The sequence below is a fragment of the Thermococcus sp. GR5 genome (assembly GCF_012027535.1).
Lineage (GTDB): Archaea > Methanobacteriota_B > Thermococci > Thermococcales > Thermococcaceae > Thermococcus > Thermococcus onnurineus.
Genome location: NZ_SNUN01000001.1, coordinates 179,051 through 201,898, shown reverse-complemented (window position 1 = coordinate 201,898; position 22,848 = coordinate 179,051). Strand labels below are relative to the sequence as shown.

At 50.1% G+C, this 22,848-nt stretch carries 22 protein-coding genes and 1 other RNA gene; 11 read left to right on the top strand and 12 right to left on the bottom strand.

Annotated elements, in window-relative coordinates:
* Positions 1 to 13 precede the first annotated feature (13 nt).
* From E3E33_RS00960 to rnpB, 4 genes are all read left to right on the top strand, one after another.
* Entirely contained in the window at positions 14 to 421 is a 408-nt protein-coding gene (locus E3E33_RS00960) for a DUF61 family protein (protein ID WP_012572735.1), read from the top strand.
* Positions 422 to 426: 5 nt separating this feature from the next.
* On the top strand, positions 427 to 702 hold the full coding sequence (locus E3E33_RS00955; protein WP_167711426.1) for a hypothetical protein: 276 nt from the start codon (positions 427 to 429) through the stop codon (positions 700 to 702).
* Positions 703 to 743: 41 nt separating this feature from the next.
* Positions 744 to 2,351, top strand: coding sequence for a hypothetical protein (locus E3E33_RS00950; RefSeq protein ID WP_012572737.1), 1,608 nt, complete (start codon positions 744 to 746; stop codon positions 2,349 to 2,351).
* A 46-nt stretch (positions 2,352 to 2,397) separates the two neighbouring features.
* Positions 2,398 to 2,719, top strand: an RNA gene (rnpB, locus tag E3E33_RS00945) — RNase P RNA component.
* On the opposite strand, the gene E3E33_RS00940 is transcribed toward rnpB, so the two are convergent.
* From E3E33_RS00940 to priL, 3 genes are read right to left on the bottom strand one after another with little or no spacing between them, the layout of a single operon-like run.
* Positions 2,705 to 3,556: a DMT family transporter gene (locus E3E33_RS00940; RefSeq protein WP_012572738.1), complete on the bottom strand. Its 852-nt coding sequence runs from the start codon at positions 3,554 to 3,556 to the stop codon at positions 2,705 to 2,707. The two genes, rnpB and E3E33_RS00940, sit on opposite strands and share 15 nt — an antisense overlap.
* Positions 3,553 to 4,593, bottom strand: coding sequence for a DNA primase catalytic subunit PriS (priS, locus tag E3E33_RS00935; protein WP_167711456.1), 1,041 nt, complete (start codon positions 4,591 to 4,593; stop codon positions 3,553 to 3,555). The genes E3E33_RS00940 and priS overlap by 4 nt, the downstream gene beginning before the upstream one ends.
* Positions 4,586 to 5,869, bottom strand: coding sequence for a DNA primase large subunit PriL (priL, locus tag E3E33_RS00930; protein WP_167711457.1), 1,284 nt, complete (start codon positions 5,867 to 5,869; stop codon positions 4,586 to 4,588). The genes priS and priL overlap by 8 nt, the downstream gene beginning before the upstream one ends.
* A gap of 313 nt (positions 5,870 to 6,182) precedes the next feature.
* On the opposite strand from priL, the gene E3E33_RS00925 reads away from it, so the two are divergent.
* The 3 genes from E3E33_RS00925 (at position 6,183) to E3E33_RS00915 (ending at position 9,289) form a co-directional block, all read left to right on the top strand.
* Positions 6,183 to 6,932 (top strand): ATPase domain-containing protein, encoded by a 750-nt coding sequence (locus E3E33_RS00925; protein WP_012572741.1) that lies wholly within the window; start codon positions 6,183 to 6,185, stop codon positions 6,930 to 6,932.
* Positions 6,933 to 7,013: 81 nt separating this feature from the next.
* Positions 7,014 to 8,180, top strand: a complete 1,167-nt coding sequence (locus tag E3E33_RS00920) for a hypothetical protein (protein ID WP_240911984.1) — start codon at positions 7,014 to 7,016, stop codon at positions 8,178 to 8,180.
* Entirely contained in the window at positions 8,174 to 9,289 is a 1,116-nt protein-coding gene (locus E3E33_RS00915) for a tripartite tricarboxylate transporter permease (RefSeq protein ID WP_240911983.1), read from the top strand. Before E3E33_RS00920 ends, E3E33_RS00915 begins: the two co-directional genes overlap by 7 nt.
* An 11-nt stretch (positions 9,290 to 9,300) precedes the next feature.
* On the opposite strand, the gene E3E33_RS00910 is transcribed toward E3E33_RS00915, so the two are convergent.
* The gene (locus tag E3E33_RS00910; protein ID WP_012572744.1) at positions 9,301 to 9,609 is read right to left on the bottom strand and encodes a DUF5748 family protein; all 309 of its coding nucleotides are present in this window, start codon (positions 9,607 to 9,609) and stop codon (positions 9,301 to 9,303) included.
* A gap of 71 nt (positions 9,610 to 9,680) precedes the next feature.
* Here E3E33_RS00910 and E3E33_RS00905 point away from each other — a divergent pair, with 71 nt between their 5' ends.
* Entirely contained in the window at positions 9,681 to 10,871 is a 1,191-nt protein-coding gene (locus E3E33_RS00905; RefSeq protein WP_167711424.1) for a class I SAM-dependent rRNA methyltransferase, read from the top strand.
* Between the two features lie 93 nt (positions 10,872 to 10,964).
* On the opposite strand, the gene E3E33_RS00900 is transcribed toward E3E33_RS00905, so the two are convergent.
* Positions 10,965 to 11,708 (bottom strand): RlmF-related methyltransferase, encoded by a 744-nt coding sequence (locus tag E3E33_RS00900; RefSeq protein WP_167711423.1) that lies wholly within the window; start codon positions 11,706 to 11,708, stop codon positions 10,965 to 10,967.
* A 107-nt stretch (positions 11,709 to 11,815) separates the two neighbouring features.
* On the opposite strand from E3E33_RS00900, the gene E3E33_RS00895 reads away from it, so the two are divergent.
* Both E3E33_RS00895 and E3E33_RS00890 read left to right on the top strand, forming a co-directional pair.
* Positions 11,816 to 12,802 (top strand): hypothetical protein, encoded by a 987-nt coding sequence (locus tag E3E33_RS00895; RefSeq protein WP_167711422.1) that lies wholly within the window; start codon positions 11,816 to 11,818, stop codon positions 12,800 to 12,802.
* Positions 12,795 to 13,796, top strand: coding sequence for a hypothetical protein (locus tag E3E33_RS00890; protein WP_167711421.1), 1,002 nt, complete (start codon positions 12,795 to 12,797; stop codon positions 13,794 to 13,796). The genes E3E33_RS00895 and E3E33_RS00890 overlap by 8 nt, the downstream gene beginning before the upstream one ends.
* A 9-nt stretch (positions 13,797 to 13,805) precedes the next feature.
* On the opposite strand, the gene E3E33_RS00885 is transcribed toward E3E33_RS00890, so the two are convergent.
* The 4 genes from E3E33_RS00885 to E3E33_RS00870 all read right to left on the bottom strand — a co-directional run bounded on the left by E3E33_RS00885 (position 13,806) and on the right by E3E33_RS00870 (position 18,680).
* On the bottom strand, positions 13,806 to 15,068 hold the full coding sequence (locus tag E3E33_RS00885) for a serpin family protein (protein ID WP_167711420.1): 1,263 nt from the start codon (positions 15,066 to 15,068) through the stop codon (positions 13,806 to 13,808).
* A gap of 77 nt (positions 15,069 to 15,145) precedes the next feature.
* Positions 15,146 to 16,414 (bottom strand): M20 family metallo-hydrolase, encoded by a 1,269-nt coding sequence (locus tag E3E33_RS00880; protein ID WP_167711419.1) that lies wholly within the window; start codon positions 16,412 to 16,414, stop codon positions 15,146 to 15,148.
* A 13-nt stretch (positions 16,415 to 16,427) separates the two neighbouring features.
* On the bottom strand, positions 16,428 to 16,763 hold the full coding sequence (locus E3E33_RS00875) for a PqqD family protein (protein ID WP_167711418.1): 336 nt from the start codon (positions 16,761 to 16,763) through the stop codon (positions 16,428 to 16,430).
* 39 nt (positions 16,764 to 16,802) lie between these two features.
* Positions 16,803 to 18,680 (bottom strand): OPT family oligopeptide transporter, encoded by a 1,878-nt coding sequence (locus E3E33_RS00870; protein ID WP_012572749.1) that lies wholly within the window; start codon positions 18,678 to 18,680, stop codon positions 16,803 to 16,805.
* 365 nt (positions 18,681 to 19,045) lie between these two features.
* Between E3E33_RS00870 and E3E33_RS00865 the strand changes: the two genes are divergently transcribed.
* Positions 19,046 to 19,861 (top strand): MBL fold metallo-hydrolase, encoded by an 816-nt coding sequence (locus E3E33_RS00865; RefSeq protein WP_167711417.1) that lies wholly within the window; start codon positions 19,046 to 19,048, stop codon positions 19,859 to 19,861.
* 2 nt (positions 19,862 to 19,863) lie between these two features.
* Here the strand turns inward: E3E33_RS00865 and glmM are convergent, their stop codons facing one another.
* From glmM to E3E33_RS00850, 3 genes are read right to left on the bottom strand one after another with little or no spacing between them, the layout of a single operon-like run.
* Positions 19,864 to 21,231, bottom strand: coding sequence for a phosphoglucosamine mutase (gene glmM, locus E3E33_RS00860; protein WP_012572751.1), 1,368 nt, complete (start codon positions 21,229 to 21,231; stop codon positions 19,864 to 19,866).
* A gap of 29 nt (positions 21,232 to 21,260) precedes the next feature.
* A complete protein-coding gene (locus tag E3E33_RS00855) occupies positions 21,261 to 21,665 on the bottom strand; it encodes a UPF0146 family protein (protein ID WP_167711416.1) in 405 nt (134 codons plus the stop codon).
* A 32-nt stretch (positions 21,666 to 21,697) separates the two neighbouring features.
* A complete protein-coding gene (locus E3E33_RS00850; RefSeq protein ID WP_167711415.1) occupies positions 21,698 to 22,825 on the bottom strand; it encodes an ABC transporter ATP-binding protein in 1,128 nt (375 codons plus the stop codon).
* Positions 22,826 to 22,848: the final 23 nt, after the last annotated feature.

Here is a 22,848-nt window from a genome sequence, read left to right as displayed (position 1 = left end):
TGTATGCAAAAACATGCCCACAGCCGAAGATATTCTCAATAGGGAAATCGCCCGAGTGAACCTCCATCTGCCCTCTGCAAGACCTACACTCGGCCAGCTCATTAACGAGGATGAGCCAAAGGTTCGGCTTCGCGATGGCAGCTATCACTACTTCAAACGCTCTGAGCTCGAGTATCTTCGTTCCCTTATAGATGACGGTGAGGAGGATACCTTGAGAGTCCCAATAGTCTTGGAGATAAGTACGACTTACCGGGGATACTTCCGGGTTAGAGGAAGGGTAGAGGTCAAGGTTATAGACAAAATTCTCGGCACATACGATATACTGGAGGACAAAAGCGAAGGACTTTACCCAAGATACATTCTCCCGAAAATTAGAAAAGCTCTTCCTACGACAACGACATACGCATTCATAGCGGAGTGATAGGTATGAACGAGGACACAAAGGTTCTTCGGGACTATCTCCTCTTTACGGTTCCTCATGTGACGGTGTTAGCCGGGGCACTGCTGGGTGTTCTCCTTCTCCTCGGAGTTAAGCTTAACGTGGCCCTCGGAATCTTCACGATCTTTTACGGGTTCATGCTCCTCATCCTCGCATTGGTAATCAGGGAACACTTTTCTAAGCTGCTCTGGTACAAGCTTGCGGTGACTTTTTTTGTTGGTCTGGTTCTTATGGGGCTACTGCTTCTTTTTTATGGGGAGTAGCCTTTATATGGACAAAGTACAACTACCAATGGTGGGAACGCATGAGGAAGGCAATGGTCACGTTGATTGCCTTACTGCTGGTTATCTCAACCCTACCCGGCTCCTCCGCTCAGTTCGTGAGCTTCACGACTAACGATACAATATCCGTTCTCAGGGGAGACTACAGCACCGGGACAATTCAGCTTACCAACGTAGGTGGATTCAGCTTCAAGGTGGTCAGCTACCAGAGCTTCTGGGTTGAAGATTCGGAAGGAAACATTGTCCAGGGATTCAATCTTACAGTGAGCCCGAGGATATTCAGCGACTGGTCGCCCCAGAAGACATATTCCCTCTCTTACAACATTTCCTGCAACGGCAGCGTTGAGGGGGGAACTTACACCCTCTACCTCAAGTTCTGGGCATTCACTGCCGGTGGCTCCATGTACATAGTCCACGCCAAGGTTCCCCTCAACGTTATATCTGAACCGCTCCGTTTTGAAGTAGCTGAGGCCTACGTCAAGGAAAGACCCGGCTCCCCATACATCCTGAACGGTGAAAACCTTGTTGTTTTTTCCCACGTTATCAACATTGGTCACTCTGCAGTTACGATTAATGCCTCCGTTTCGTTCACCGGAAACGGGATAGTCTACTTCTTCGAAAATAGAACGCTGGAGATGGCCCCGGGCGATAACCTCGTCAAGTTTGAAATCCCCGTGGGCTATGAAGTCCCAGAGGGCATCTACCGGCTTGAGTACTCCATTCAATACGATGGTGATAGTTACAGGTATTCCCGGGAGTTCCAGGTTAAGTTTGGAGTTAGGCTCGTTGGCCTTTCCCTCCAGGCGGATGAAGTAAAGCTCGGGGAGGAGAACAGAGCTTACCTCACCGTTCTTTCGGAAAGGGCGATAGGCGTGAATCTAACAGTGGAGACGTATCGGGATGAGACCCCCATATTGAAGGTGACAACTCCGGTAACCATTCAGGGAGGCACGGATGTTCTGGACGTACCTCTCCTCACGAACGTTTCGGGCTCTATAACTGCCTTCATAAAGCTGACCTTCAACGGCAGATTAATCGGCGAGGGCAACGTTTCTTATACAGTCCTAGCTCCGGCAGTGATCAGAAACGTAACCTATGAGCGCCTCTCGGATGAGGAAGTACTGTTCAAGGTCACGGTTCTCAATCCCGGTGAGGATGGTGTTGACGTTATCCTCACGTACAGGATAACAAGTGGGGGTAAGGTTCTCTACAAGGATTCTCTGCAGGAAACACTTAAGGCTGGTGTTAATGAAATAGCCCTCAAGTTCAAGCTCCCCCTTGGGGAGGTTGTTGAATACGAGTTTACGCTCGTTTCAATGGATGAAACCAGCACCTCAAAGGGTGAGCTCTACCTCCAGCCGCCGGCTCCCCCAACCACGACCACAGCAACGACAACTAGTCCGTCGAACACCACGACGACCTCTGGGGGCAACGGTTCCTCAATCTGGTGGATAGTTCTCGTTATAATGGTCTTCCTGCTCTTCATAGCAGGTGCTTTCTACTACATGAGAGCTGGAGAAAAATCCAAGAAGCGTGTCAGGCCTAAACCCAAGAGGCGCTCGCCCCTTGGAAGGTTCAGAAGGCCAAAGGAGCCGAGATTCCCGGAAAACAGGGAGCTTCCGAAGAAGTGATCTGGGTGTACCAAACCTTTTTATCCCTTTTTCATAACTCTTCTTGGCGAGGGGGTCGGGGGCTCTCGGGGCACTCCCGAGGAAGTTCCGCCCACCGCACCGGGGCCGCGGTGCCGTAAGGCACCTCCCGAGAGGGAGGGCAACGGCGCAGAAACGACACGTCCTGGCAGGGATGGGGATGAAAGCGGCGAAGGGGCCGGCGACGGCTCCCGAGCTAACCCGCAGACGACCTGTCAGGGAGCGGTGAAACGGCCGTCCCGCGGGGTGCAAGGCCGAAGAAGGGACGATGAATTCCCGGTGGGAGTCCCGTGGTAGGCCGCTCAGTCGAATGCCCCCTTGACACAGAAGGCGGGCTACGACCCCCTCGCCCAAACGTCTAGCATCGATGCCAGAAGAATCAGCGCACCGCCTATGACTGTTCTGAGCTCTGGAACTTCACCGAAAATTAGGAACGCGTAAACCACGGCGCTCATAGGGTCTAGATAGCTCAATATGGCCACTTCGTTGACCTCAACATCTTTCAGGCCATCCATGTATAAGAAGAGCGCGAGGGCAGTATGAATGACGACAAGAATTATGATAGCCCACCAGACCGGGTCTCCAATGCCTGAAACTACCATAAACGGCGCAAGAACCAGTGATGCTATCGCCAGCTGGAGGAAAGTTAGAACCGAGCCCTCAACATCCCTCAGGAACCTTCCGAGATTCGGGATGAGGGCATAGAAAAACGCTGCCGTTAGTGCGAAGATTACTCCCAGAAAGTCTCTGTCGTTGAAGTTTAGCTTTTCCCCGCTCATTATGAGGAGCAAGCCGAGGAAGGCCAAACCTATGAGGGCCCACCTTTTTGGGGTTAACCTCTCTCCTAGGAAGCGCCATGATATTATGGTGGCGATGACCGGAGCGAGGTAGTAAACGAGCACGGCCTTCGCTATCGTGGTGTAGTTGAAGGCTGTGAAGAGAAATACCCAGTTGAGGGCCAAGGCAACTCCGAGTGCGATGAGGGGCTTCGTCTTCTCTTTCAGGGATCTCTTGACTTCTCTGAGCCATGCCATCTTCCCGGTTCCGAAGGTTAGAAAGAGTAGCAGCGCGCCTAATGAGACCCTGAAGAAGGCTACCCCTAGTCCTGAGAGGTTGGAAAAACGCGCGAAGATGCCCACGCTTCCCCATATGAGCATTGAGACAATTATTTTCAGCCTTCCGTTCACAGCTCATCCCCGTGAAGCTCGAGCCACTCTTCGTAGGCCTCTTTGACTTCTTCCTCCCTGAACTTTGGAACCGCATCGCGGAAGGGATTGAACTTCTTGAGCTTTCTCTCGTCTGAGCCGATGTATGTCGCTACCAGTCCAACTTTTGAGTGCAGGCTGGATGGAACGCGGAGGATTCTCTTGACGTCAACCGTGACTCTCCCGTCAAAGTAGGCCTTTGAGAAAGTGCTGGAGAGGGCGAACAGCCTCGCCAGTGTTTTATATCCTATCCCCTGTGGAAAGGCCGTTAAAAGACCCTTTCTGACGAAGCCCTCGTATATCTCATCGCGGCTCTCGAGTATCTTCTTCACCTGCCCTTTTCTCAGCCCGATGTTAAGCAGGTGATTCTCGTTGGCGCGGGCGATGAAGTAGCCGAAGCGAAGGCGAAAGACCCTGAAGTAGCCCGAGGAGAGCATTATCTTCCTGCTCTGGATGTCTTCGAAAGTTACCTCTTCGGCCGCCGAAATATAGGCTAAAATCTTCTCTCTTGATTTCGAGTCAAGATGGATGGCCCAGTCATCGAGAACTCTTATGTGATAACCCCTCCCGGAATAGACCACGTGAACATCCTCAAAACCGAAGTCCTCCTTTAAAATCACCAGGGTGTCTCTTGCGAGCTCCTTCGCGTCACCCAGACAAATTGGACACACCTTTCCGTGCTCGTGAATGTGTCCGCACCTTCTCAGGGGCAAGTCCTTGGCGTCTATGTCGAACACCAGCTCCGCACCGAGCCAGCCGCTCATCCCTTTTGGATCCTCGTACAGTGCAACGCTCGAGTAAATCGCATAGGGGGCCGTGGCCTTGATGTAGTCCTCCAGATCTCTGACGTCCATGAAGACGTTTTTCCTATCGCTTGGCCCTTCCCCTGTGTGGTCAAAGCCGAACTCCCTGTTTTCCAGCTTCTCAACTAGGAACCTTGGTAGCTTCTTTGCGTTCCATTCGGCTTTGTAGTAGAGGACTCTCTCTTCTTTGGTGACCTCCCTAAATAGCTCAGCCACTTCCACCACCCTCTTCGCGCTCCCCTTTCTTTCTGTTCTCCAGGTAGAGCCGTCTCAGGTAGTACGTCAGTGGGTTCTTGATGTTCCTGCAGTGTCTGTCGGGCTTGCAGAGCTGGGGAGCATTGGCCCTTATTTTGGAGCAGTTGGGAGGGAAGTACCATGTAGAGTTCCCGCTGTCCTCGAGCGTTGGTTTGTCTGTTAAGCCGAAGCCGAGGTGGTACCAGATGTTTTTGATCTCGTGAGGCTGATCTTCGAACAGCGGTGGGCTGCACCTGTTTCCTGCCTCTATGATAATGGGAAATATCTCCTTCTCGATTACGCTTAAATCCTGAACGCAGTCCCTGACCCTGACGTCTCTCCGCGGTGGGTTGGGGCAGAGCCTCGCATAGCTCAGGAAGCTCGTCAGGAGGACGGTTATCGCGTAGTTCCTCAAACCAGCGGGGACGCCGCCAAGGGCGATTTTAACGCATGGGGGGAACAGCTCAAAGCGAAGCGGTTGGGCCTCTGCAGAACCCATCCTCTCGAGTCTTTCCTTAAAGTACTCCCTGGCTATCTCTTTTAATTTGGTATTTAGTTCCATGTAATAGTTTTGGAGAATAATGTCTCTTTTCTCGTAGAGCTTATTTACTGCTCGTTCAACATGTAATTCGAATGAACGTTGCCACGCTTCGATTAGCATACCTTCTTGGATGTACACATACCCCCGTTTAATATAATACTTTTTCAGGTCATCTCCAATAAATTTGAAGAAATCACTCATATGAATTTTGAATTTTAACTTCTTTTCTTCAATATCCTCTTTTTCGAATTGCTTTTGCCACAGTGTCTTCTCAAGAATGACTTTGTCTCTTTGGGGGATTTCATCCTTTGAAACAGCTTTGACTTTTATTGATAATTGATTAAGGAGGCTGTTGAGGAGCTCTGTTTGCTTTGATGACTCTATTTCTTTGTTTATTTCGCCGAGTCTCTCCTTGAATCTTGCTGTGTATATTTTCATATTGGTATATTTCACTAGTTCCATTTCTATGCCATAAGGAGATACTATTAGCGCCCCCAGCAGTGCATAAAACGTTAGAATGTCTGTAAGTTCTCCTTGAATTCTGTCTAATTCTACAAGTTCCTTTGGCGGTTCTGCGTTATTTAGTATCCATGCGACTCTTTGTGTGACAGTATCTGTATCTACTCTTATTGGGATTATCATAAAAAGTTCGTCCACTTTTTCAACACCAAGCTTCTCCAAGTACTCTCGAGTAGCCTCTCCAAAGGGATCCAGCATGACCTCACCTCTCATCAATAGGTGTTGGTTGGAACATAAAACGGTTTCCTTCCCCAAGAAAGTTTTGTCTGCTGACAAGAACATTGCATGTTTGCAATTAGATTTACTAATTCAAACTCTGTGAAGCATGCCCATGTCTTTATTACAGCCTTTGCAGCAGAGAAAGCTACAAACCTCAAAACACTTCTCGATTTTTCACCGTTTTGGGTGAAGTGGCTACTTGCATCCCAAAAGTTTTATATCTATTCGACTCTACATGTTATATTAGAAATTAAAAACATGAGTTCGTAAAGAACTCTTAAAGGTGATTTGAATGGTCACGAAATACACCATCAAAAGAGTGAAAAGCGGGATTCCTGGTTTTGATGATTTAATTGAGGGGGGATTTCCTGTTGGAACTACCGTTCTAGTTACCGGTCCGACTGGAAGCGGTAAGACAACCTTTGGCGTTCAGTTCGTCTATAAAGGTGCTGAGTTGTACAACGAGCCAGGGGTCATAGTTACCCTTGAGGAGAGAGCACAGGATCTCAGGAGGGAAATGAGAGCTTTTGGGTGGGATCTCGAGAGGTATGAACGGGAGAGAAAGATAGCTATAGTTGATGGCGTCAGTGCCGTCGTAGGGCTTCCTTCGGAGGAGCAGTACGTTCTTGAAGGCAACCTCAACGCTGAGGACTTTCTCCGCTACATCTACCGCGTGGTTAAGTCCATAAACGCGAAGAGGCTCGTCATTGACTCTATCCCGTCGATAGCCTTCAGGCTCAAAGAGGAGTCCAGAATAAGGGAGGTTCTCCTGCAGCTCAACACAATACTCCTGGAGATGGGCGTTACTTCGATCTTAACCACTGAAGCTCCCGATCCAAGCAGGGGCAGGATAAGCAGGTACGGTATGGAGGAGTACATTGCGAGGGGAGTTATCCTTCTCGACTTCGTTGAGAAGGAGGTCGAGCTCAAGCGCTACCTCCTGATCAGAAAGATGCGTGAAACCAAGCACTCTATGAAGAAGTATCCATTTGAAATAAACGAGGAAGGTATCGTTGTTTACCCGAGCGGTGAGGTTTACTAACCTCCTACTCTTTTCTGTATCCCTCTGCATCGTTGCAGGTTTTGGGATAAATTTTTTAAACCTCAGTTATTACTAAAAATCATGGTGAGAAACAAAAGATTGGTGGTTGTTTTAATAATTGGATCAATCGTAGTTCTCGGCACCATGGCCCTACTTGGCGAGAGCACTCGGGAGTTCCAGGAGTTCACCGGATTGTGTGTCTACTCTTCGGACTCTTTCTCTGTGTTGAGCGATGGGGAAACAGTTGTGGGAGTGTATACAGCTCTTGAGGAGGGTAAAGTTTACCGGATAAGGGGAAGGTTATTCAATTCCACTTCTGGGTTAAGAATGCGTCTGGGAAGAGTAGAGTCCGCAGAGCCATCTTTCCATCTTGATGTAATTAAAGGGGCATACTGGCCATCAGACGGTCATTACCTGCTGGCTCCAGGCAAAATAAAACTGGGAATCCCAATTGATGTAAGAAAAGGTGAATTAGTTAGGGTTGAGGGCATCTGGTACGGGAAGAAGTTCTACCCTGTGAGGTACGAGACCCTTGGATTCTCAGAGAAGCCTAAGGATCGTATGCCTTGGAGCGTTGAGGGAATCATTATCTACGCCGGCTCAAAAACAGTACTCTGGAACGGTAGTGAGGAAATAGTACTGTATCTCCCCTATAGAACGAAACTCGAGCTTGGCAAGAGGGTTCGCGTTGTTGGGATAGTGCGGTTTTACTCGAAGCTCTCCCTTATTGTAGATTCTCGGGAGGACATACAAGTTATTGGAGATGCAGGACGCAGGGACGTTTCACATGCTGAGATTGGTGAAGTGGCGGTTGGAAGTTGCACTGTCATTGGGAGTGGGAGCTCTCTCAAGCTGAACTGTACTGATTTGAGGCTCTACGGCTTCTCTGCCCGGGTAGGAGATAGGGTTTACCTCGAGGCCATCAGGAGGAAATCCTCCCTCTACTGCATGAATTGCAAGATTGTTACGCCAAGGGAGGAGCTTCCCAATGAAATCTGCTCGTTTGAGGTGGGGGAATTCGCAAAAGTGAGCGGCTGGGTCGAATGGGTTAAAGTATACAAAAACGGCTTTGGGCTTGCGAACATTACTAATGGAAACTGCTGGGTTCTCCTAAAGCTCAGGAAATCCCTTGAAGTCTCACTGGAGGAGAATCAGACGGTCACGGCCTATGGGATCTTCACGACCTACCGCGGCATGCCGGCCTTTGAAATAGCCTCGGGTGATGACCTTTGCTCCGGGAGATGCTAGCCGGGATCCTCGGCGGAACGCTGAGCGGTATCTCCCCCGGGATCCACGTGAATACGCTGGCTGCTTTTCTCTCAAGTGTGGGAGTAGACGGTAACCTGCTCCTCTTTTCCATGGGATTGACCCACACTTTTCTTGACGTCATTCCATCGGCATTCTTCGGCGTTCCAGATGAGGGAACTTCCCTCAGTGTTCTTCCTGCACATAGACTCGTTCTCGAGGGCAGAGCGATGGAAGTAGTTAGGATAGCTCTCTGGGCCAGTTTTCTTTCCGTACTAATGGCTGCTCCCCTGATGACCCTGTATCTCTTTCTGGCTCCTCTATACCGCCCAGATTTTGGCAGGCTCCTCGTTCTGCTCCTTGCTTTGACCCTGATACTCACGGAACGCGGCTGGAGAAAGCTCTTCGCACTCTTTGTCTTTCTCCTTTCGGGAATCTTGGGTATCTTTGCCTTTAGGCTCTCACTCAGCCAGCCTTACTACCACCTCTTCGCGGGTCTCTTTGGCCTTCCTGTGCTTATTGTGGCGCTTGGCTCAAAGAATCCTCGCCTGAACCCTGGAGATGGGGGCATTAAAATGAGCATAAAAAGCTTCATCGGCTTTTCCTTCCTTGGGACACTTCTCGGCATGGTTGCTTCACTCGTTCCAGCTTTCACAGCCTCTCAAGCGGCCTTGCTGGGCTCTTTCTTTTCACAGGATGAACGCTCTTTCCTTACAATCGTTTTCTCCGTCAACACTGCAAACTTCCTTTTCTCCTTTGCGAATTTCTTGGCAACGGGCAGGATAAGAAACGGCATCGTCGCCCTGATGACGCCCATTGGAGAAGAAGCCCTTCGATTTTATCTTCTTGCAGCCTTTTTTGTCTCGATGGTAGTTCTGGCCTATGGAGAGGCCCTTGCGGATATTATTTTGAGTATCGTCTCTCAAATGCCCTACAGGACACTCAATATAGCTGTGGCTCTCTTTCTCCTTGTCCTTTCCTACTTTTTTGACGGCTTTTTTGGTCTCCTTGTCTTAACTGGGGCGACCCTAATCGGTCTTCTAGCCGTAAACCTTGGCGTCAAGAGAACGAGTTGCATGGGAGTGCTGATGCTTTCGATAATAATCGAATAAGAAGAGAAGGATCAGATGAACTTCTCTTTTAGAATCTTCTGAAGTTCCACATAGTCTGTGACTATCCTCTTGCCGTCAAGGGTAGTAAAGTAGGCTTTTTTGATTTTAACGGTCTTAGCGCTGACGTACTTCTTCTCGGGCGGATTGTACGAACCGGGCTCTACGACCTCATACTCTATAACGTACGTCTCGAGGTCAGGCTCTCCCATATATTTCCAGACTTCGTAGAAAATTTTGGGATCGAGGTGGATTTCGCCATCTATCTCTGTCCAATCCGCCCCGATTTCTTCCAGAAACTCTTTCACCACATCGAAGTTCATAGAACCACCATTAAATATTAAGGACGCTAAGGGTTATATACCTATCGCCGAACTTCCCACGGTGGTGAGGGATGGCGAAGGTTTACGTTGACGCTCAGGCCGCGAGAGCTATAGGTAAAGGCGCGATGATAGTCTTTAAAAAGGGCGTGATCCGCGTTGAGGGCGAGGTTAAGCCGGGAGACATCGTTGAGGTTTACACGCGCGGAAAGAAATTCCTTGGGAAGGGCTTCGTTAATCCCAACTCAAATATCATGGTTCGCCTCGTCACGAAGGACAAAGATACTGAGATAAACAAGGAACTCTTTCGGGAGAGAATCAAAAAGGCCAATGAGTACAGGAAGAAGGTTCTCGGCTACGATAAGGCCTACAGAATGGTCTATGGTGAGGCTGACTACCTGCCGGGTCTCATCGTGGACCGTTTCAACGAGATAGCCTCTCTCCAGATTTCAAGTGTTGGAATGGAGCGCTTCAAGCTTGATCTGGCCGAGGCTATAATGGAAGCCGAGCCCGAAATTGAGACCGTCTTCGAAAAGAACACCGGTCGCTCGCGCAGGAGGGAAGGCCTGCCCGAGATAGAGCGCGTCCTCCTTGGCAAGGAGAAGTATCGCACGATAATAGAGGAAGGAAGGGCAAAGTTTATCGTGGACATGCGCGGACAGAAGACAGGCTTCTTCCTCGACCAGAGGGAGAACAGGATAGCTCTGGAAAAGTATGTCAAGCCTGGGATGAAGGTTCTGGATGTGTTTACTTATACTGGCGGCTTCGCTATCCATGCGGCCGTCGCCGGTGCCGAAAAAGTAGTTGCCGTTGATAAGTCACCGAGGGCCATCGAGATGGCCAAAGAAAATGCAAAGCTCAACGGCGTTGAGGACAGGATGGAGTTCATAGTTGGCTCTGCCTTTCCTGTCATGGAGGAAATGATAAAGCGCGGTGAGAAGTTCGACATAGTGATCCTCGATCCACCCGCCTTCGTCCAGCATGAAAAGGACCTAAAGCGCGGTCTCAGGGCTTACTTCAACGTGAACTACGCAGGCCTACAGCTCGTCAAGGAAGGTGGAATACTCGTTACTGCCTCGTGCTCCCAGCATGTGGACATGCAGACCTTCAAAGATATGGTCATAGCCGCGGCAGCAAAGGCTGGCAAATTCCTCAGAATGCTCGAACCTTACAGAACTCAGGCGCCAGACCATCCGATACTTATGGCCTCCAAAGATACGGAATACCTCAAGGCGCTCTTCCTCTATGTGGAGGACATGAAGTGAAACTCCGCCCAGCGGAGCATCGAGGGACGATGAGGAGAAAGCACCTCCTCTGATTCCGGCGTGAGTGATGAGACGCCCACGGGCCCGAGTCCCTCAGAGCGTTAAAATCAGACTGTGCCTCCAGCGTGTTCCGGCTTTGAATCTCACATCTCTGGTTTTATAACCTAGCTCTTCCCCCTTCTCCGTTATTGCCTCGATAAGCGGCTTTTTATCTGGCAGGAAGAGGGCGACCTTTCCGCGGGAGATGAGGTAATCGCGCGCCTCTTCTATAAGCCTCACTGAGAAGCCCTCTCCATATTTCCCTCCACCGACGCCTTCTCTCTCCGTCAGAACTCCCCTCGTAGGCCTATCGTAGTAGGGTGGGGCAGAGAAGATAACGTCGAACTTTTCCCCTTCTGGGATTACACCCAGGATTATCCCGCCGTCACTTTTGATTAGCCTGACTCTGGCATTGTTCCTCTCGATGTTAGCCTTGGCGTAGGCGAAAAACTCCTCATCAATCTCCGTCGCGGTAACGTCGCAGTTGAAAAGCTTCGCCGCCATGAGCGCCATCATAGCAGTATGCCCGGTTCCTATCTCCAGAACTCTCTCGCCGCCGCGGAGGAAGGTTTTCAGAAAGATGTATCGTGAAATGGGGGTGGTAACAAGTCCGCGCGGGTGGTATTCTATGTCGAGACCGAAAACGGCCTTCGCGATAGCCCGGTTGTAGAGTATCCTTGCCTCCCTGTTCGAAAAGTCCAGCCTGCCTTTCTTGTCGAGGTATTTTCCGAGCTCCGGGAATATCTTAACGGCCTCGCTGATCGGAAGACCGAGCTTTCCGTCCTTCCAAGTGGGCATGAGAACATAATCAGCACGGAGGTTTTTCAACTTTATGAGTTATTCTGTTTAGAAGTCATAGAAAGATTTAAATAATATCGTCATTAAAATACTATTGGTGATCGTTGATGGCAACATTTGGACTGTGGTATTTTAGGTGGAACGGCGAAGAGAACGTCTCCACGCTGGGCAATGCTGAGAATGAGTTTGGGAGATTCTTTGACTATGCAGTGGCCCTTCCAGCTAGGGAAAGGGTAGATAGTGGTGTCAAAGAACTTGCTGTATACACTGGAAATGGCTTCAATGATGGGAGAAAATTCGCTGAAGATATCTTCTCGACAATAAAAAGTATCCCGGTATATGTGGCAATTCCTTACTGGAAGAGCTATATTCCAGAACCACGAGAGAATCCAAAAGGAGGGAACAAGTACTGGCTTGATTGGCTAAACGGTGTACTGAGTGTAAATTCTTCCAACCTCAGGGGATTTTATTGGAGTCTTGAAAGTGCTTGGATGTTTATAAATTACTATAAAGATGTTCTTTGCAATCAGGGACAAATGCCTTACGTGAACCCCCAAACTATTGACATTTTAAGTGAAGAAATCCACAACAGAGGCCTTGAGTTTATATGGATTCCCTACGCCAGGACATATGCCCTCCAAAATACCGATATCTGGCCCCGTGATTATCCAGTGTGCGGAAAGGATTGGTCAATTCCAGGAGGTTCAGAATTTTTTGATCTGGTCTTCGTTCAATCAAATTATTATCAATGCAGGGATTGGTATAAAAATGTGCAGTGGACAGATGAGGAAGGAAAAGTGAGGACTGGCCTTTCTTTGGGTGAATGGGTGGATATGCTAACTGACATAAATCGTTCCAAAAATACCAGCAACGTCTTCGTCGAATTTGAATGTGATGGCAGAATTTTGACAGGCGGTGATGATAATTGCAGTGGGATTTGGCATCCCTCCACTGAATACAAAGATAGGGCATGTAAATACGTCGAGTGTTCCGGGCAGTTTATTAACCGAGCATACTACTTTGATACAAACTTGAATAACATTAGTTTTATGAATGGGTACTGCCAAGAAACGTTAGGTGAAAGGTATGTCTAGCTTCCTTAAAATAATTGCAGTATCCTTGTGTTTCCTTATTTTTACATTTCCTTTTGTGTCATCTAATGTCAAGATTATAACCCAAGGACTACCTCCAACCAGGGGTATTCACGTGTTCGTAGGAACCCTTCCAAATTCGAACATAATATTCATCTCCACCGAAGAGATTGATGCATACGATGATGTATGGGTGAATCCCGACACGGAAATTGATTGGTACTACTATGTGGACTCCTCTGGGGTGCGCTTTCTTGGGGCTGAGTGCTACACAAGGGCATACTCAATGTGCCCCAGACTAAATTTGAACGTTTCGGAAAATCTGGTACGATTTAGGACTAAAACAAAATTCGTTAAGGGAGTTCCTGTAAATGGCTCCATACTGTTTAATTTTGGGGAGAGTATCTACAAAGTTCCTGTTTCCGAAATATTGCCATATCTCTGGGATAAAAGCTGGATCCGGCACCTGTGGGGATATAACATGAATGGGAGCTTGATATTTCTTCCAAAAGTAATCATTGAGATAAGGGGGGCTGGGGTTAGGTATCAAGACTGTTCTATTCAAAACAGCTCTGCATCTGTGCTATACCTTGATCAGCAGTATAACATCACATATTATGTTAAGACCTCTTGGAAAAAGTCAAAAATTAAAAGTGAGGTAATAGACCAGTACAAACTCCTGCATCTCCTTAAGAAGCCGATCTATATCTTCTTTTACAATGGAACTTTTAAAGCCTTTAAAGTTGGCAGGATTAATTTTAGATATTCCACTGTTCTTGCTACCGCGAACAACAGCACTTCTGTTTTTGTAAGTCCGAGTTTTTACTATTCTAACATGGCATCTCCTTTCGTTTCAGCCAATGCCACATATTCACATTCGAAAGGAACTAACGTTACCTTCCCTCGCCAAGATAAACATGAATTCTGGCTGTTAGCTGTGATACTATTTGCTGTTGCCATCACATGCCTGCTGTGCAGAAACAGAAAGAATATGTAATAGGGTTGGTCATTCCCTCGGGTCCACCACCCTCCCCATGAAGAGTATTGCCCCCGTTTCCCTGTCGTAGATGAGGAAGATGAACGGGTGGTCTGCCCTGAATACTTTCGTGTCTTCCGGTTCTACTGTGGCAGCCAGGGTCATTATGACGGCTGTTGCCGCTGCCGCCTCGGTTCCGTTCTCGGCAACGCTTATGAAAGTCTTGTGGATGACGTCGCTTATAACCAGGCCACCTCCCGACGAGATTCCCGAGAAGTCTGGCAAGGTGAAGGCGTTCCTCATGCCCATCTCCATGAGGGTGTCCTTCAGGTGGTACTCCTTCTCGAACCTGAACTTTGGCAGGGTTACCTCCACGCTCTCCTCCACTGTGCCGTTCAGGATGCCCTCTATGGGCCCGAGGCTCAGGCTCGCCTCGACCTCGTCAAACCTTCCCCTTCTGGGCAGGATTATCAGCATGTCCAGCCTTCCGCCTTCGTAGGGCAGCTCAAGTGCCTGGAGCTCATTGTTTTCGAAGTATGGGAACTTCCCGGTCTGGTGCATCATCGGAACCGTAACCGGGCCCGATGGCGAGTAAAACGTCCCGTTCTTTGTCTCGCTCACCTTGAATCTGCTCGACCAGTTCCCCCTGAAGTAAATCGCGTTCGTTATTACGAGCTTTGTCGCGGGGCTGAGCCTCGAGACGATGTCCTTAATTCTGCCGTTCGTCTGGTTCTCCACCCAGCCGTTTATTTCCCTGGCAGCTCCCTCCGGGTCGTTCATGAAGTCGACCTTCTCGACCTCACCCATGTAGAACCCCCTCGTGACCCAGAGGTACTTCTCGTTGATTGGGTAGTCCCTCTGAACCCAGAGCGCGTTCGCGGTTTTGAGGACGTATGGAGAACCGCCTGGGGTTCCCAGGGAGAGCAACAGGTACCTGAAGCCCGTCCACCTCGTGTCGTTTTCGGGGGGTAGATGGAGGACCTTTCCCATTTCCTCCCTCGTGCTTCCTCTCACCCCCTCGTATGTCATTGCTAGCGCCGTTTCAACGCTGTAGGGCGAGAAGAACACGTTGCCGTATTCTTCGGCCAGTTTGTGATACAGGTCAATGGCAAAGGCGTTGATTCCCTCAACTACCGGGTCTTCCTGACCCTCTTCCAGCACGTCGTATTTCGTTCCCGGCGGCGTGAAGGTTGAGCTGCTTGATGTCGTGGAGGGCCTGACATTCTCGGCCTGCCCGAGACAGCCCGCAACGATGACGGTGAGGAGCAAAACCAGTAAAACGGCCCGGTTCATGGAATCACCGAAATTACTACACTGGAGAAGTATAAATACCTGGCGATGGCTTCAAACCGGCTTGAAACGGATAAAAATCAGAGCAGCGCCAAGGCCGCCATAACCTTGGCGTCTTCAACCATGTTGTCTATCTTCGCGTACTCGTTGGGCTGGTGGGCCATCTCATCAAGTGTTGCCCACACAACTGCTGGAATGCCGAGCTTTCTGAAGTAGGCTGCGAAGGTTCCACCACCGATTCCACCGACCTTTGCCTCCTTCCCGCGGAGCTCCTTAAGGGCCGCCTGGAGGAGCTTTACTATCTTGCTGTTCGGGTCGGTTGGCTCCGGAGCGTCAAGGCGCTGAATAACCTCGATCTTTATCTCTGGGAGAACTTCCCCGTCAATTTCCTCCCTATATTTTGCCTTTACTTCTTCCGCGAGCTTCTCTGCATCGCTCAGTATCTCATCCAGGCTGTACTTCGGCAGAATTCTGCAGTCGAAGACTATCTCGTGTTCTCCGGGGGCAATGTTCGGTGAATCGGCCGGACCGTTCACCATCGTCGGCTCGAAGGTGCTCTCCGGTGGATCAAAGAGCTCATCCTTCTCGAAATACTTCTCGTGGAGGCGCTTATCCAGGTGATAGGCGTAATCAAGGGCAACGCGGTGGGCGTTCAACCCCTTATCGGGCATGCTCGCGTGAACCTGCTTGCCCCTGACCTTAACCCTGAACCAGAGGATGCTCTTCTCTGCAACCTCGATGAAGGTTCCATCCTCATTTCCGCCGTCCGGGACGAGAACGAGGTCATCCTTCCTGAAAAGCTCTGGGTGCTCCTTCATAAGCCACTCGATGCCGTACTTGCTTCCGGTCTCTTCATCGCTGACGAAGGCCAGGATTATCGTTCTCTTCGGCCTTATTCCGAGGTTCATCATAGCCCTAACTGCATAGAGTGAAGCGACTAGGCTCTGTCCGTTGTCCTCGCTTCCCCTGCCGTAGACTTTTCCGTCCCTGACGAGTGGTTTAAACGGTTCGGTTATTGTCCACTTGCTCAGGTCTCCCGGTGGGACGACATCAATGTGTGTTAGAATCCAGAGCCTTGGTGAGTCCTCTCCTTTCTCGCCGTAATAATAGGCGAGAATGTTCGGTCTCACGCCGTTCTTGGCCCTCTCATCAGGGGCGTTGTAGACCTCAACCTTATCGAAGGGCCAGTCCTTGATTATCTCAAGAAGCTTTTGGGCCTTATCGTATTCGCCCTCGTAGCCGTAGTTCGGGCTTATTGCCGGGATTTTGATGAGCTCCACCAGGGTTTTCACCATATCGTCACGTAGGTTTTCAATCTCCTGAGTGACTTTTTTGAGGGCTTCACTCATGGGGTATCACCACCTACTCTAACTCACCAACTCTTTTAAACCCAACCAGGTTCCTTTTGTGAAGTTCAAAAAGAAACGTTATCAGACGTTCGTAAAGTGGCTCTACTTCATCTCCAAACCTTCCTTTAAGCAGCTTTCCAATCTCTTCGACCGTTCTCCTACCGTCACATAACTCCCAGATGAAGGCCCCAGCTTCGTCGAGTTCTATTCGCCTGTAGTCCCCGTGGAGTTTTCTTGCCAGAAAATCGAGGGGCGAATCCATCGGGATTAAAAGGTAGTATTTTCCTTCGATTTTTCTCAGTTCGATGTTTTTATTGCGCTCTGGGATTAGGTGTAGATATTCTTCCATTCATAAACCTCCCTAAGGGTTAAAAAAGAGGGAAGAAAATCACTCCTTCTTTCCGGTCATGTAGAGCCATGCCAATATGCCGAGGAGGAACACTATTCCGAGGATGTTGCTGCTGAAGCCTATGGACGGGGCAACGTCCGCCACTATGAGAGCGGCGAAGATTATTCCCATTATTGCCTCTCCGGCAATGAGTCCTGCTGCTCCGAGCACTCCCGGGTCGGTTGGGCTCCCCTCGTCGCTGCCCCTGGCCTTTGAGACAATGTGCCTGGTGATTCCACCGATAAGGATTGGCACGCCAAGGCTAAGCGGCAGATAGATGCCGACGGCGACGGGCATGACTGGAGTCCTGAACTTGGAGCCCTTCATTGCGAGTATTTCGTCGAGGATTATGAGTACAATGGCTATACCAGCGCCGATGTAGACCATGGTCCACTCAAGGGTTCCGGTGAAGACACCCTCGGTGACCTTGGCCATAAGGAATGCCTGTGGAGCGGGGAGGGCATTTTCCTTGGCTGTTGGGGTTCCCGCTATTCCGTAAGCCTGGATTAGGAGGTTGAGCACCGGCGCCATGACAAGGGCCGCGAAGAACGTACCGATTATCTCGAATACCTGCTGCCTCTTGGGGGTTGCACCAACAATGTAACCCGTGGCGAGGTCCTGCATGGTGTCACCGGCTATTGCTGCGGCGGTACATATGACGGCCGCGACGAGTATGGTTGCAGCCATGCCCTCCATACCGCTGAGACCAAATGCCTTGAGGACAAAGGCCGTGAAGAGCAGGCTCATGATGGTGATTCCCGAAACCGGGTTGTTGGATGAACCGACAACACCCGCCAGGTAGCCGGCGATGGAACTTCCGAGGAATCCAACGATGAGCAGTATTATTGCCATAACCGCCGCTATTCCTATCGAGCCGATAATGTGGAAGTACAGCAGGAACAGTGGGATGACGAAGGCTGTTATGAGCATCATGACGTAGTTGAGCGGCAGGTCCTCCTCGGTTCTGAGTATTGCCTCTCCAGACTGCTTCCTCTTTGCGACCTCAAGGCCAGCCTTGATGCCCCTCATTATCGGGTTCCTAAGCTTTATGAGGCTCCAGAGACCACCGACGACCATCGCTCCAACTCCCATGTATCTGATCTTGGTGCTCCAGAGGGTCCAGGCGAGGTCAATGGCACTGAGGCCGTCTGGATTGCCAGTTTTAGCGGCATATATTGGAATGGCTATGAACCACGCGATTGCACCACCGAGGAACACGAGGAATGCAATATTCAGGCCAACGATATAGCCGACACTGATGAGGGCTGCAGAGAGATCACTTCCAATGTAGAGAACCCTTGAACCCACCATTTTAGCAGTCTCAACGGTTCCTGACCACAGGCCTGCACTTCCGAAGAGCTTGTAGAGTCCACCGAAGATACCACCGTAGAATATCGGCTTGGCGCGGCTTCCGCCCCTATCTCCCGCTATGAGGACCTCAGCACAGGCGGTACCCTCTGGATACGGGAGCTTTTCTTCGACTATAAAAGCTCTCCTCAGAACCACTGTGAAAAGGGCACCGAGGGAACCACCGAGGGCTGCTATCAGTGTCACTATGTAGTATGGGAACTCGGTGTAATAACCGAGAACCACTAGGGCGGGCAGAGTGAATATTATGCCCGCCGCCAGGGACTCTCCGGCTGATGCTGCAGTCTGAACCATGTTGTTCTCCAAAATGTTTCTGTCCTTAAACGCGAAGAGAATTGCTATCGATATAACAGCTGCCGGAATGCTGGCGCTAACGGTCATTCCTGCGTACATGCCGAGGTAGGCGTTTGCTGCACCCATTATAATTGCCAGAACAACACCCAAAACAAAAGCCTTGATGGTATATTCTGGCAGCGATTTCTCGGGTGGGATGTACGGGGTTGGTCCCATATTTGCACCTCCAGAATGTGTGTGCATATTAATTACGTTGGTTTTATGTTAAAAGTATTTTCCCTGATTTTGGATTTACATCAAACCATCTAATATTGTCTAAATATTATAACATTATGTTATGCCAATGTCTGCACGTATTCGAACAATTTTGATAATAATTATGCATTGATGTTATGAAATTGGATATCATCTTCAATGAATTGTTCCACTGACCATAAAATGTCATGATGTTGCAGTAATGCCCCACAAGTTCCCTGAATTAGCTTAATCATAACCTAGTGTGGCTGGCTGGGGATAGGCAATGTCTTATATACCTCCATGGCGATACCCATATGTCTGCAAAAGAACGCGGGGGTGGAGATTTGATAGAGATAACTTTCCTCGGCAGTGGCGGCGGCAGATTCATAACCATAACACAGTTTCGCTCCACGGGAGGCTTCCACATCAGGGCCAGCAGGAACATCTACGTTGACCCTGGGCCGGGGGCTCTTGTTCGTTCGTGGCGCTACAAGCTCGATCCCAGGAAGCTAGATGCTGTCTTCGTTTCACATAGGCACGTTGATCACTGCAACGACACCGAAGTCATGATTGAAGCCATGACAGGAGGGGCGCTGAAGAAAAGGGGCATGCTTATAGCCTCGAAAAGCGTTGTCTACGGCGACGAGACGCACACCCCAGCGGTCAGCAAATATCACATGGACGTCCTTGAGAGCATACATACCCCTGAACCTGGCAACAAAATCTCGGTAGGGGAGGAGGAGCTCATAATAACCCCTACGAGACACTCAGATCCGACAACCATAGGCTTTCGAATGAGAACCAGATATGGTGACATCTCATACATACCGGATACCGCGTACTTCGATGAGCTCATTGAGTGGCATGAGGGTTCGAGGCTCATTATAGCTGCCGTAACCCGGCCGAGGGATATGGGGATTCCCTACCACCTGAGCACCGATGATGTCGTTACGATGCTTAAGAAGATGGGGGGAAAACCCGATGTCTTCATAATGAGCCACATCGGAATGAAGATGCACTTCGCCAACCCGTACAAGGAGGCAAAATACATAGAGACGGTAACGGGCGTGAAGACCTATGTCGCCAAAGAGGGCTTCAAAGTAATGGTGGATAAAAACGAAATAGCGGTGCGGACGCTCAGACCTGCTAGATTCGTTTAGCTTCACTCTTTCTTTTTCATTGCCTCTTCCACTGCCCTTCTGACAGTGTTGTAAGCCAGCTCGAAGAGTTCGTCGCGCTTCTTTTCCGTCGGGCCTTCCACGACTACTCTTATCTTCGGTTCAGTTCCGCTCGGTCTTACGAGAACCCAAGAGCCATCTTTGAGGTTAAAGCGGAAGCCAGAGATGGTTAGTATTTCCTTTATCTCGCTCCTGAGCTTTTCCTCGAGAACGTGCCTTGCGACTTCGAGGACGGTCTTCTTGTACCTGTCCGGACACTTCACGTTCTTCTTGGTGAGGTAGTAGGTGGGTATCTCCTCGCGGATTATTTCGGATAGGGGTTTTCCGCGTTCGTCGATGAGCTTGATGAGCAGGCCCATCGTGACGAAGCTGTCTATCCATAGGCCGAATCTTGGGTGGATGAACTTCCACGGCTCGGCGGCAAAAATCGCGTTGTACTTCTTTATGCCGTCGTGCGGCTGACCTAGGGGAACGCGGTAGACCCTTCCACCACCGTTTTCGACGACTTCATCGATACGCGAGCCGGTGTTTATCGATGTAACGATGACTCCGCCCCCGTGCTCCTCGACGTAGAGCTTAGCGAAGAGCGCTATCAGTGTGTCTTCGTCGATGTAGTTGCCTTTTTCATCGAAGACCGCTATTCTGTCGGCGTCGCCGTCCTGGGCTATAGCTAAGTCAACACCAAGCTCCCTCACAAGATTTCCGAGGTATGCTATGTTATCGTACCTCGGCTCGGGCTTTCTGCCCGGGAAGTGGCCGTCAATGTGGGCGTTGATGCTTATCACTTTCGCCCCCATCTCGCGAAGCAGATAGGGAGCAACGACGCTTCCGGCGCCGTTCGCACCGTCGTAGAGGACTTTCAGACTAGTCTCATGGTCGACGAAGTCCAAGACTGTGCCGATGTACTCGTCGACGATGTCCCTCTGACGAACCTTCCTTATCCCGTCCCAGTCCACTTTCTTATACTCCCCCGAGAAGATTATCCTTTCCAGCTCTGCCTCTTGCTCGAGGTAGAACTCGGTTCCGTCACCGTTGAAGACCTTTATTCCGTTGTCCGTGGGCGGGTTGTGGCTGGCTGTTATCATGACTCCAGCGTCGCCATAGCGGTTGGTGCCCCATGCCAATGTTGGCGTTGGTATCAGCCCAAACTGGATTACCTCCATGCCTGAACTTAAAAGTCCAGAAACGAGCGCGTTCTCGAGCATTATGCTTGAAGTCCTTCCGTCTCTTGCGACGGCCACTTTTCCCTTCCTGATGTACGTTCCGAGGGCTCTCCCAACGTTCAGCGCTAGGTCTGGTGTGACCTTTTCCCATAAAGTGCCTCTAATTCCAGCCGTTCCGAAGAGCTTCATAACACCACCATGACTACTTGGGAGCGACTTTAAATAGTTTTAGCCATGTATATGGCCAATCCCTTGTGGTTGATAAGCTTCAGGTTACCGGGCATTGTGTCACCACTGAGGGGAAGGATGTAAACTGGGAGTCCAAGCTTCTTCCCGAGCTCGAGAATCGGCTGGACTATTTCGGGCGTTGGTCTTACGGAGTACAAGGCTTTGGCATCCCTGTACAGTTCCGGCCTTGGGTTGAAGATATCATCCCGGACGGCGTTTATTCCAAGCTCCCTTGCTTTTTCAACGGAGGCTGGATTCCAGTCAATTGCAAGAACATCGTAGCCCATCTCTTTCAGCTTTAAGGCCACTTTGAACTGGAAACCTATACCGAGTTCGACTATTTTCCCTCTCGGAACCCTTTCCGCCAAGAAATCTGCGAAGTCTTCAATTGGCATGGGAGAAAATAGAAATAAGGATTTAAAAAACTTCAGAAGACGGCTTTTCCGCTTCCTTTGTCGAAGACGTGAGCCTTTCTCATGTCAAAGACAACGTCAACTTCCTGGCCTTCCTTAACCTTGGATTCGGAGCGGAAGGCGCCCAGGAAGGTTATATCTCCGACGCGGAGGTGGACTATCTTCTCGCTTCCGAGGTTTTCGATAATCTCCACCATGGCCCTAGTCATATTCTCTCCGGGTATTTTGATCTGTGCGAACATTGCATCGTAGATGTCCTCCGGGCGGATTCCAAAGATGGCTTCCTTTCCTATCAGGTTCTTCTCCCTGAGAACCTCTCCCTGGTCGTCGAGGAGTTTGAGCCTGAACTCTCCGAAGTCGGCCCAGACGCCTCTCTCGTCTTCCACTATTGATGCGTCTATGAAGTTCATCGGCGGACTGCCTATGAAGCTGCCGACGAAGGTGTTTGCTGGCCTGTCATATACCTCGTCTGGCGTGCCGATCTGCTGGAGAACGCCTTGGTTTATGACCGCAATCCTATCTCCCATGGTCATTGCTTCGACCTGGTCATGGGTGACGTATATTGTTGTGACTCCAAGCTGTCTCTGGAGCCTTTTGAGCTCGGCGCGCATTTTCACCCTAAGCTTCGCGTCGAGGTTGCTGAGCGGCTCGTCCATGAGGAAGACCTGCGGCTTTCTTACGATGGCCCTTCCGAGGGCTACCCTCTGCCTCTGGCCGCCGCTTAACTCCCTCGGCTTCCTCTTGAGGAGTTCCGTAAGGCCAAGCATCTCGGCGACTTCCCTTACATGCCGATCTATCTCCTGCTTGGGGACTTTCCTGAGCTTGAGGGGGAAGGCTATGTTGTCGTAGACCGTCATATGCGGGTAGAGAGCGTAGCTCTGGAAGACCATGGCTATATCACGGTCTTTTGGTGGAGCGAGGATTCCCTTTTCTGGGTCGGCGACGAGTTTGTCGCCGATGTAGATTTGTCCCTTTGTGGGCTCCTCAAGGCCGGCTATCATTCTGAGAGTCGTCGTCTTTCCACAGCCGCTCGGCCCGAGGAGTATCATAAACTCGCCGTGTTTGATCTCCAGGTTCAGGTCCTTGACGGCTGTGAAGTTCCCGAACTGCTTCCAAACCCCAATGAGCTTTACTTCGGCCATGGTATCACCTCAAAAAATTTGGA

What these genes read in the sequence shown, in the direction of transcription:
- E3E33_RS00960 (WP_012572735.1), top strand. Translation starts at nt 14, where the DNA reads ATGCCCACAGCCGAAGATATTCTCAATAGGGAAATCGCCCGAGTGAAC.
- E3E33_RS00955 (WP_167711426.1), top strand. Translation starts at nt 427, where the DNA reads ATGAACGAGGACACAAAGGTTCTTCGGGACTATCTCCTCTTTACGGTT.
- E3E33_RS00950 (WP_012572737.1), top strand. Translation starts at nt 744, where the DNA reads ATGAGGAAGGCAATGGTCACGTTGATTGCCTTACTGCTGGTTATCTCA.
- priL (WP_167711457.1), bottom strand. Translation starts at nt 5,869, where the DNA reads ATGCTGGATCCCTTTGGAGAGGCTACTCGAGAGTACTTGGAGAAGCTT.
- E3E33_RS00925 (WP_012572741.1), top strand. Translation starts at nt 6,183, where the DNA reads ATGGTCACGAAATACACCATCAAAAGAGTGAAAAGCGGGATTCCTGGT.
- E3E33_RS00920 (WP_240911984.1), top strand. Translation starts at nt 7,014, where the DNA reads ATGGTGAGAAACAAAAGATTGGTGGTTGTTTTAATAATTGGATCAATC.
- E3E33_RS00915 (WP_240911983.1), top strand. Translation starts at nt 8,174, where the DNA reads ATGCTAGCCGGGATCCTCGGCGGAACGCTGAGCGGTATCTCCCCCGGG.
- E3E33_RS00910 (WP_012572744.1), bottom strand. Translation starts at nt 9,609, where the DNA reads ATGAACTTCGATGTGGTGAAAGAGTTTCTGGAAGAAATCGGGGCGGAT.
- E3E33_RS00905 (WP_167711424.1), top strand. Translation starts at nt 9,681, where the DNA reads ATGGCGAAGGTTTACGTTGACGCTCAGGCCGCGAGAGCTATAGGTAAA.
- E3E33_RS00900 (WP_167711423.1), bottom strand. Translation starts at nt 11,708, where the DNA reads ATGCCCACTTGGAAGGACGGAAAGCTCGGTCTTCCGATCAGCGAGGCC.
- E3E33_RS00895 (WP_167711422.1), top strand. Translation starts at nt 11,816, where the DNA reads ATGGCAACATTTGGACTGTGGTATTTTAGGTGGAACGGCGAAGAGAAC.
- E3E33_RS00890 (WP_167711421.1), top strand. Translation starts at nt 12,795, where the DNA reads ATGTCTAGCTTCCTTAAAATAATTGCAGTATCCTTGTGTTTCCTTATT.
- E3E33_RS00885 (WP_167711420.1), bottom strand. Translation starts at nt 15,068, where the DNA reads ATGAACCGGGCCGTTTTACTGGTTTTGCTCCTCACCGTCATCGTTGCG.
- E3E33_RS00880 (WP_167711419.1), bottom strand. Translation starts at nt 16,414, where the DNA reads ATGAGTGAAGCCCTCAAAAAAGTCACTCAGGAGATTGAAAACCTACGT.
- E3E33_RS00875 (WP_167711418.1), bottom strand. Translation starts at nt 16,763, where the DNA reads ATGGAAGAATATCTACACCTAATCCCAGAGCGCAATAAAAACATCGAA.
- E3E33_RS00870 (WP_012572749.1), bottom strand. Translation starts at nt 18,680, where the DNA reads ATGGGACCAACCCCGTACATCCCACCCGAGAAATCGCTGCCAGAATAT.
- glmM (WP_012572751.1), bottom strand. Translation starts at nt 21,231, where the DNA reads ATGAAGCTCTTCGGAACGGCTGGAATTAGAGGCACTTTATGGGAAAAG.
- E3E33_RS00855 (WP_167711416.1), bottom strand. Translation starts at nt 21,665, where the DNA reads ATGCCAATTGAAGACTTCGCAGATTTCTTGGCGGAAAGGGTTCCGAGA.
- E3E33_RS00850 (WP_167711415.1), bottom strand. Translation starts at nt 22,825, where the DNA reads ATGGCCGAAGTAAAGCTCATTGGGGTTTGGAAGCAGTTCGGGAACTTC.